The 9,970-nt window shown below is 32.4% G+C and carries 7 protein-coding genes and 1 other annotated feature; all 7 genes read left to right on the plus strand.

Annotation, left to right across the window (positions count from 1 at the left end):
• The first annotated feature begins 109 nt into the window (after positions 1-109).
• The 7 genes from tig (at position 110) to ACHAJD_RS09430 (ending at position 9,820) form a co-directional block, all read left to right on the plus strand.
• On the plus strand, positions 110-1,396 hold the full coding sequence (gene tig / locus ACHAJD_RS09400) for a trigger factor (RefSeq protein ID WP_435585613.1): 1,287 nt from the start codon (positions 110-112) through the stop codon (positions 1,394-1,396).
• A 48-nt stretch (positions 1,397-1,444) separates the two neighbouring features.
• On the plus strand, positions 1,445-2,275 hold the full coding sequence (locus ACHAJD_RS09405; RefSeq protein WP_435585614.1) for a Cof-type HAD-IIB family hydrolase: 831 nt from the start codon (positions 1,445-1,447) through the stop codon (positions 2,273-2,275).
• Positions 2,276-2,423: 148 nt separating this feature from the next.
• Positions 2,424-4,751 (plus strand): endopeptidase La, encoded by a 2,328-nt coding sequence (lon, locus tag ACHAJD_RS09410; RefSeq protein WP_435585615.1) that lies wholly within the window; start codon positions 2,424-2,426, stop codon positions 4,749-4,751.
• 54 nt (positions 4,752-4,805) lie between these two features.
• The gene (yihA, locus tag ACHAJD_RS09415) at positions 4,806-5,390 is read left to right on the plus strand and encodes a ribosome biogenesis GTP-binding protein YihA/YsxC (RefSeq protein ID WP_435585616.1); all 585 of its coding nucleotides are present in this window, start codon (positions 4,806-4,808) and stop codon (positions 5,388-5,390) included.
• Between the two features lie 35 nt (positions 5,391-5,425).
• Positions 5,426-5,633: a binding site (T-box leader), on the plus strand.
• A 41-nt stretch (positions 5,634-5,674) separates the two neighbouring features.
• Entirely contained in the window at positions 5,675-8,272 is a 2,598-nt protein-coding gene (locus tag ACHAJD_RS09420; RefSeq protein ID WP_435585617.1) for a valine--tRNA ligase, read from the plus strand.
• Positions 8,265-9,524 (plus strand): bifunctional folylpolyglutamate synthase/dihydrofolate synthase, encoded by a 1,260-nt coding sequence (locus tag ACHAJD_RS09425; RefSeq protein ID WP_435585618.1) that lies wholly within the window; start codon positions 8,265-8,267, stop codon positions 9,522-9,524. Before ACHAJD_RS09420 ends, ACHAJD_RS09425 begins: the two co-directional genes overlap by 8 nt.
• A 68-nt stretch (positions 9,525-9,592) precedes the next feature.
• Complete coding sequence (locus ACHAJD_RS09430; RefSeq protein ID WP_435585619.1) at positions 9,593-9,820, plus strand: hypothetical protein; 228 nt, start codon at positions 9,593-9,595, stop codon at positions 9,818-9,820.
• Positions 9,821-9,970 lie beyond the last annotated feature (150 nt).

The raw sequence follows: 9,970 nt of genomic DNA on the forward strand, positions 1-9,970 counted from the left end.
TGAAATAATCGCTATAAATAAAGAGTTTTGTCTTTTTTAGTATACTAGTTTACAAAAATAACCATTATGTTATAATAAAACAGGATTAATCTTAGGAGGTAATTATATTATGGCAAAAATAGATCAATTATCCGATTCAAGAGTAAGAATCGAAATTGAAGTCTCAGCAGACCAACTTGAGCATGGCCTTGATCATGCTTTTGACAAAATTAAAGACGAAGTAGAAATCAAGGGATTTAGAAAAGGTAAAGTAACACGTAAGATGTTCGAACAACACAAAGGTGTAGAACCGTTATACGAAGAAGCACTTAATCATGTTATTCAAGAAACCTATTTTGATGTAATTATGAGTGAGAAAATTGAAGTAGTTGCCCAACCGAAAATCGATTTAGATATTACAAAAGTAGAAAAAGGAAAAGGCTTCACTTATACAGCAACAGTAGCAGTTAAACCTGTAGTTGAATTAGGTGAATATAAAGGCTTTGAATTTGAAGGTGATTCTATCGAGGTAACTGATGAAGAACTAGATGTAAAAATCAATCAAATTCTAGGACAAAACGCTGAACTTATTGTAAAAGAAGACGGTGATCTTCAACAAACAGATACCGCTGTATTTGATTTTGAAGGATTTGTTGATGGAGAAGCATTCGAAGGTGGAAAAGCTGAAAACCATGAACTTATCATTGGTTCAGGACAATTCATTCCTGGATTTGAAGATCAAATGATTGGCATGAAAACTGGAGAAGAAAAAGATATTAATGTTAAGTTCCCAGAGGAATACCAAGCAGAAAATCTAAAAGGTAAAGATGCTTTATTTAAAGTCAAATTACATGAAATCAAAGTTAAACAAGTTCCTGAGTTAACTGATGAGTTCGTTAAAGATTTAGATAAAAAAGGCATTGAAACTGTAGACGCTTTAAAAGCGGATACGCTTGAAGCCCTTAAAACCGAAAAAGAAGAAGCAAGTAAAAATAGAGCCGTTGACTTTGCGGTAGATCAAGCATCTCAAAATGCTAAAATCGATATTCCTAAAGAAATGATACAAGAAGAAAAAAATCGTCAAATTGATAACATCAAACGTCAAGCACAACAATATGGTCTTGATTTAGATACCTACTTACAATTATCAGGATTAGATAAAGACCAATTTGATAATCAATTAGAAGATCAAGCAAGTCGTTCAATTCGTTATAACTTAACCATTGAAGCGATTGCTCAAAAAGAAAATATCGAAGCAACTAAAGAAGAAATCGAAACCAAATATGCTGAACTAGCAACTCAATACAATATGGATGTTGAACAAATCCGTTCTCAAGTGAATGAAAGTGCCATGGAACAAGAGGTTGTATTTAGAAAAACAATAGATTTCTTAGTAGATTCACTTGTAACAAAATAATACTTTAAAGCACTTCATTTGAAGTGCTTTTTTAAAAGGATGGATACAATGATTAAATGTATAGTTTTTGATTTAGATCACACATTACTAAATGATGATAAAGTTATCACCCCTTTTACATTAAAGATGATAACCAAACTAAAAGAGATGGGGATCCTAGTCACTTTAGCGAGTGGGCGCGCTGAACCTTTAATGTTGCCTTATGTTAATGCATTAGATATTACATTACCTGTTATCGCAAACAATGGGGCATTAATTAAAAATTTCAGATCAAAAGAAGTCCTTCATGAAGCAATGCTTAATGAAGAGGCGCAAAGTGAAATTTTACAAGATGCTATAGATAATAACTTAGCCTATATCTTTTATTCAGATAATATTTTTTACGCGAACAGCGAAGAGCGTGTTGCTTTTTATAAGCAATGGAATCAGATGTATCCAGAAGTATTTATTAATATAAAAATTACAAACGATTTTGACTATTTAAGTCAAAAAAAGTCGTATAAATTATTGTTAATCATCGAAGATGAGGTAACATTTGATCACTATTATAAAAAATATATTAATCATCCTGATGCCTATGTGACTAGAAGTCAAGACACCTTCTTAGATGTGTTACCTAAAAATTCAAACAAAGGGAATGCTGTTAGAATGTTAGCGAATCATTTAAACATTGGACTTGATGAAATATTAGCTTTTGGGGATAACGATAATGATGCTAAAATGTTAAACAGTGTAGGCTTAAGTATTGCGATGCCAAACGGTTCTAAAAAAGCCATGGAATCGGCAACTTTTTTAGCCCCATTTACCAATCAAGAAGAAGGGGTTGCAAAAGCGTTAGAATTATTAATTAAACAAGGAATCTTGCAACCAGTAAAATAAACAATATAATTTTTAACATATTGTTTTATAGTTAAACTGAAATCCATTATAATATAGGCAAGTTGCACTATGCGATTTGATTGTATAAATCGCTAAAATAGAGTATATTATAAGTAGACTATTAGCTTAAAAAAAGAGGTGAAACATTATGTTTGATGCAAACAAGAAAACACAAGGCGTATTGCCTAGTATCGCGATTCGTGGCTTAGCGCCTTTTCCTCATACAGACGTTCGTACTGAAGTTGGACGAACTGCGAGTAAAACCGCGCTTTTAGAAGCTGAACGTAATCATAATAATTATGTCATTTTACTCATCCAAAAAAACCCGATGATAGAAGATCCACAACCAGAAGATATGTTAAGCTATGGTGTGGTCGCCAAAATTGGTATTAAAATTAAACTGCCAAACGGAAACTTTAAAGTTAAATTTGATCCAGTTGTTCGTGCGAAAATTCATAATTACGATCAAGTCAAACCATTTTACACAACATCATTTGAAACACAACCTGCCATTCAAGAGGATATTGATGAAGAAATCGCATTAGTTAGAATGATTGTAAAACAGGTGATGGAAAACGCGCAAAATATTTTAAACAATCCAAAACAATCTATTGAAGCAATTCAACAAGGAGTCTCAAGTGATAAACTTGCGGATATTTTAGCAAGCAATCTTAAAATATCTGAAAATCATAAGTATAAGTATATTGAAACCGCATCCATTGTTGAGCGTTTAAACTATTTACTTCAAGACATTGAAAAAGAACGTCATATGAGTGAAATCGAAGATAAAATTAATCGTACGGTTAAGAAAAATATTGATGAAAATCAACGTGAATATTACTTACGTGAAAAACTACGTGCTATTCAAGAAGAACTTGGCGACAAAGTTAAAAAAGAATCAGAGATTGAACAACTTCGCAAACAAATATTAGAGAAAAAAATGCCTGATCACATTGAAGAAAAAGCTTTATATGAGTTATCACGTTACGAAACACTCCCTGCTGCAAGCGGTGAGAGTGGTGTTATTCGTACATATTTAGAGTTTTTAATTGAACTGCCTTGGCATGAACAAAGCAGTGATGAAACTGATATTAAAAAAGCTGAAGCAGCACTTGAAGAGACCCATTTTGGATTAGAAAAAGTAAAAGAACGTATCGTAGAATATTTGGCAGTTAAATTATTAACTGGTAAAAACCCACAAACGATTCTTTGCTTAGTAGGGCCACCTGGGGTTGGAAAGACATCACTTGCTCAATCCATTGCAATGGCATTAAACCGTAAGTTTGTTAAACAATCCCTTGGTGGGATTAAAGATGAATCTGAAATACGCGGTCATAGAAGAACCTATTTAGGGGCATTACCTGGACGAATTTTACTAGGAATGAAAAAAGCGAAAGTTATTAACCCGCTATTCTTACTTGATGAAATTGATAAGTTAGGTAGCGATTATAAAGGGGATCCAAGTGCTGCTATGTTAGAAGTCCTTGACCCTGAACAAAATCACCGTTTTAGTGACCATTATTTAGAAGACCAATATGATTTAAGCCAAGTATTATTTATTGCAACCGCAAACTACCTCGGTAACATTCCAGCGCCTCTAAGAGACCGTATGGAAATTATCGAACTATCAAGCTACACAGAAATTGAAAAATTTAATATTGCTAGAAAACATCTTATTCGCAAACAATTAAATTCACACGGACTAGATCCTGAAAAATTCAGCGTTCAAGATGAAGCTGTAATGAAAATGATAAGAGATTATACGCGTGAAGCGGGTGTTCGCCAATTAGATAGATTGTTTGGTTCAATTATTAGAAAATCAATCAAAATAATCCTTGGTGATAAAGTTGAAAAAGTAAGCATTACTGTTGATAATATTGAAGATTTCTTAGGAAAACCTAAGTTTTCAAATAATCAAGCAGATAAAGAAGATCAAATTGGTGTAGTTACTGGACTTGCATATACACAATTTGGTGGCGATACATTACCAGTTGAAGTTGCTTATTACAAAGGTAGCGGAAAACTCGTTTTAACAGGGCAACTTGGTGATGTTATGAAAGAATCAGCTCAAGCTGGGCTTTCTTATATCCGTGCAAATCATGAAAAATATGGTATTGATAAAAAACTATTTGACGAATCAGATGTGCATATTCATGTACCTGAGGGGGCAATTCCAAAAGATGGTCCAAGTGCAGGAGTCACTATCGCAACGGCATTAATTAGTGCGTTTACACATAAAAAAGTTGATCATGCTATTGGTATGACAGGAGAAATTACTTTAAGAGGACGTGTCCTTCAAATCGGTGGATTAAAAGAAAAAGCCATCGCTGCCCATAGAAGCGGACTCAAAAAAGTACTTATTCCAAAACAAAACAGTCGTGATATTGATGAAATACCTGATGATGTTAAAAACAACTTAGAAATCATTCCAGTAGAAACGATTGATGAAATCATTGCCCATATATTAAAAGCTTAAATAATACATGTAGGCAATCAATTGATTGCCTACCTATTTTTATAGGAGAAAACGATGATTAAAACCGTAGAAAAACCAATTACTATAGTAGAAGAAAAAGATTATCCAAAAACGAATTTACCTGAGTTCGTTTTACTTGGTCGTAGTAATGTAGGGAAGAGCTCATTTATTAATACGCTTTTAAATCGAAAAAACTTTGCGTATATCTCCTCTAATCCAGGGAAAACACAAACATTGAACTTTTATTTAGTTAATGATGCATTTTACTTAGTCGATGTTCCTGGATATGGCTATGCAAAGGTAAGTAAACGTAAAAGAGAAGCTTTTGGAAAAATGATTGAAACCTATTTAAGTTCACGTACAACTTTACAGCATATATTTTTACTCATTGATAGTAGACATGCACCAACTGAACATGATCATTTAATGGTCGGTTTTCTAAAGTTTATAAATGTTCCATTTTCTATTATCATGACAAAAGCAGATAAATTATCTAACAATCAACAGCAAAAACAACTCGGGATTACCAAAAGAGAATTCACACTAACTGGTGATACTGAGATTATATTATTTTCTGCAATAACAAAATTAAACAAAGAACATATCGTAAGTAAAATTTTTAATATGTTAGAAAATTAGTGTTGAATAAGCCATTGCCTTATGATACACTTTATGTAAATACAATGCATAGGAAGAGTAAATAAATTTTTGATGATAGAGAACTAGTGTTTGGTGGAAACTAGTATAAAGGTTTATTGAAAGTCACCTAGAAGTAGATTTAATGAATAAAGTAGTTAAATCCGTCTGTCCGCGTTAAGGCATTAAGCGCTAGTTTTTTAATAAACTAGAACTAAGGTGGTACCGCGATTATTCGTCCTTAACAAATTTGTTAAGGATTTTTTTATTATTAAGGAGGTTTTAATATGTTATCAAAGAAATATGAACACAAAACAGTAGAAGCTGGGCGCTATAAAATATGGCGTGATGCAGGTTATTTTAAAAGTGGAGATTTATCTAAAGAACCTTATACGATAGTGATACCACCTCCGAATGTCACTGGTAAACTTCATTTAGGCCACGCTTGGGATAATACATTACAAGATATTATTATCAGACAAAAAAGAATGCAAGGATATGATGCATTATATTTACCTGGAATGGATCATGCGGGTATTGCCACTCAAGCAAAAATTGATGAACGTTTAAAAAGTGAAGGCATTAATCGCTATACTTTAGGGCGTGAGAAATTTTTAGAAGAAGCATGGAACTGGAAAGAAGAATATGCCGGTTTTATTCGCATGCAATGGGAAGCACTTGGTGTAAGTGTTGATTATGATAAAGAACGTTTTACATTAGATGAAGGTTTAAATGAAGCTGTTAATGAAGTATTTATTCGTCTTTATCAAAAAGGGTTAATCTACAGGAAAGAACGCATTATCAACTGGGATGTTGAAGCGAAAACCGCTTTAAGTAATATTGAAGTAGAGCACAAAGAAATTGAAGGTGCATTTTATTATTTCAAATATATGTTAGAAGATAAAAGTGATTATTTACTTATTGCAACCACACGTCCTGAGACGATGTTTGGAGATACCGCATTAATGATTCACCCAGAAGATGAGAAACGAAAAAAATATGTAGGACAAAAAGTATATATTCCTGGGACCAATGTATTAATTCCAATTATTGAAGATGATTATGTTGATAGAGAATTTGGAACAGGTGCAGTAAAAGTAACCCCTGCACATGATCCAAATGACTTTATAGTCGGTGAAAGACATCATTTAGCTATGCCTTTATGTATGGAAGAAGATGGCAAAATGAATCATATGGCTTTTCAATATGAAGGCATGGAACGTTTTGCATGCCGAAAAGCACTAGTTAATGATTTAAAAGAAAAAGGCTTATTGACTAAAATTGAAACACTTAAGCATAGTGTCGGACACAGTGAACGTACTGGTGTTATCGTAGAACCACGACTTTCAATGCAGTGGTTCGTAGATATGAAACCTTTAGCCGATCGATCACTCATTGAATCAACCGCAAATTTTATTCCAGCACGTTTTGAAAAAATCTTTAAACGCTGGATGGAAAATATTCAAGACTGGTGTATCAGTAGACAGTTATGGTGGGGACACCGTATTCCTGCTTATTATAAAGGTGAAGAAATTTATGTAGGCAAAAATCCGCCCGCAGGGTTTGTTCAAGATGAAGATGTATTAGATACTTGGTTTTCATCCGCACTTTGGCCTTTTTCAACCTTAGGTTGGCCAAACGAAACTGAAGATTTTAAGCGCTACTATCCAACACAAACAATGGTAACTGGGTATGACATTATTTTCTTTTGGGTTGCTCGTATGATTTTTCAAGGACTAGAATTTACAGATCAAACCCCGTTTGAACACGTTTTAATTCACGGATTAATTCGTGATGAACAAGGTAGAAAAATGAGTAAATCTTTAGGCAATGGTGTGGATCCTATGGATATCAAAGAACAGTTTGGTATGGATACATTACGTTATTTTTTAACCACAAACTCTGCGCCAGGACAAGATTTGCGTTTTGAAATTGAGAAGGTAGAATCAAGTTGGAACTACATTAATAAATTATGGAACATTTCTCGTTACATACTGATGCAATATGAAGATGAAAAAATCGAAGATTTTACTATACATCATGCTGATTTATCATTAAGTGATGAGTGGCTATTAAGTCGTTTTGAAGAAACACTTGAAACTGTAAATGAAAACTATGATAAATTTGAGTTTGGTGAAGCTGCAAAAAGTTTGTATACATTTGCATGGGATGACTTTGCGAGTTGGTATATCGAAGTTAGTAAAGTTACTTTCCAATCAAATGATGAATTAGCTAAAAGAACTTCAAAAATTATCATGGCAAATATTCTTAAAGATATATTGAAATTATTGCATCCATTTATGCCGTTTGTAACTGAAGAAATATTCTTGAAATTACCAAATCAAGATGCTGATTCTATTATGATTTCAAACTGGCCAAAGGGATATGGTTTTAGAAACACTGAAAGTATAAAGCAATTTAATATCATTCAAAACTTAATTACGAAATCGCGTAATATTAGAAATGAATATCAAGTTGCACCAAGTAAGCCAATTGATATTTATATTGAAGCTAGTACACAAATTCAAGCATTACTCAACAATCAGATTAATTTATTACAAAAATTCTTAAATCCTGAAGCACTGGAAATTAAAGAAAAAATCATTTTAAAAGAAGAAGTAATTTCAAGTGTTTTACCAAATCTCAACATATATATTCCACTAGGTAGTTTAGTAGATATTAAAGAAGAACTTACTAAACAGCAGCAAGAATTAAAGCGACTAGAAGGAGAAATCAAAAGAGCGGAGGCCATGTTAAGTAATCCGAACTTTATTGAAAAAGCCCCAACATTTAAAGTTGAGGCAGAAAAAGAAAAACTTTCTAGTTATCAAAAACAATATCAAAACGTATTATTACGTATAGAGGAATTAAAAAATCATGTTTAAACATTTAGAAGAAGCACAAAAATGGATTGAGTCTGTACACCGTTTTGGAGACAAATACGATCTTGTGCGTATGGAAAAAGCCTGTGAAATGTTAGATTATCCCCAACACACTTTTAAAAGTATTCACGTTGGTGGGACTAACGGGAAAGGTTCGACCGTTACTTACTTAAAACAAATTTATTTAGAATCTGGTTACAGTGTGGGAACTTATACAAGTCCTTACATAGTTAGATTTAATGAAAGAATCACATTAAATAACGAAGAGATTAGTGATGATGAACTGCTTTATTACATTAATTTTATCTACGACTTTGATCAACAATATTTAGCGAAAGAAAATGATCAAATATCATTTTTTGAACTTGTTACATTAATGAGTTTTCTATATTTTAAAGATAAACAACCTGATATTGTAATTGTAGAAGTAGGACTTGGTGGTACTTTAGATGCGACAAATGTCATATTACCAGTTGCGAGTGTTATCACAAACATTGGTTATGATCACATGAATATATTAGGTAAAACACTAGATTCAATCGCCAAAAATAAACTTGGAATCGTAAAGGAAAATATACCGCTTATAACAAGTGTGGACCAAGAAGAACTATTTCCTTTATTTGAAGCCACAACGCAAGCAAAAAACAGTAAATATATTCATCTTAAGGATTATCCGATTGAAAACCTTCATTTGGGACTACCAACGACATTTACCTTTTTAGGTATGGATTTTACATTGAACATGGCAGGGATTCATCAAGTATACAATGCGACTTTAGCAGTATTAACCGCGTACACATTACATCACGATAACTTATTTGCCGTCACAAAAGCTGGCATGATTAGAGCAATCAAGCAAGCCTTTTGGCCAGGTAGATTTGAAGTTTTTGGTAATATTATTATTGATGGTGCACATAATGAGCAAGGCTTAAGAGCGTGCTTAAATACTGTAAAAGCTTATTATCCTGAACGCCATGTTAAATCTCTTTTCACTGTAATGGCTGATAAAGATTATAGTCCAATGCTAAGCATGTTAGAAAAAGAAGTAGATGAAATAATATTTACTGAAATTAATTATCCAAGATGTGAAAAAGCTAAAACATTATATGACCTTTCAAACCATAAAAATAAACGTTCGATTAAAGACTTTAAGGAAGCTTTTAAAGAAGCAAAACCGGATTCGGATTTAGAATTATTAATCATTACGGGTAGTCTTTATTTTATTAGTGAAGTTCGTAAACTATTAAAAGGCTAGAAATAGCCTTTTTATATATTTTTTATTATGGTATAATTTTAGTAATATAAAGGTATAGGAGGTAAGTCATGTTTCAAAAAGCGCAATTATCTATTTTAGATTGGTGGCTTTATTGGCTACTAATGGCAATACCACTAGTAAATGTCATCATTTTCATTATCATCATATTAGATCCTAAAACGAATAAAACACTTAAAAACTACATCTTATCAAGAATTGTGTTTGTCCTATTATTGCTCTTACTGATTTTTTCTGTTTTTGGAGGGTTAAGAGGATTCTTTAATGCATTTATGTAAATTCAAACCATAATATTCATCTATTTAAACGAATGCACAATTAGGTAAATCAATTGTGCATTTTTAAATGGTGTGTTTATTTATTATTATCAAACAAGTTTATTAGAATTAAACGAGTATTTTAAAGCATTAATATGTTAAAATATCTTT

It is taken from the genome of Liberiplasma polymorphum (genome assembly GCF_043951795.1).
Classification (GTDB): Bacteria; Bacillota_I; Bacilli_A; order Izemoplasmatales; family Izemoplasmataceae; genus Liberiplasma; species Liberiplasma polymorphum.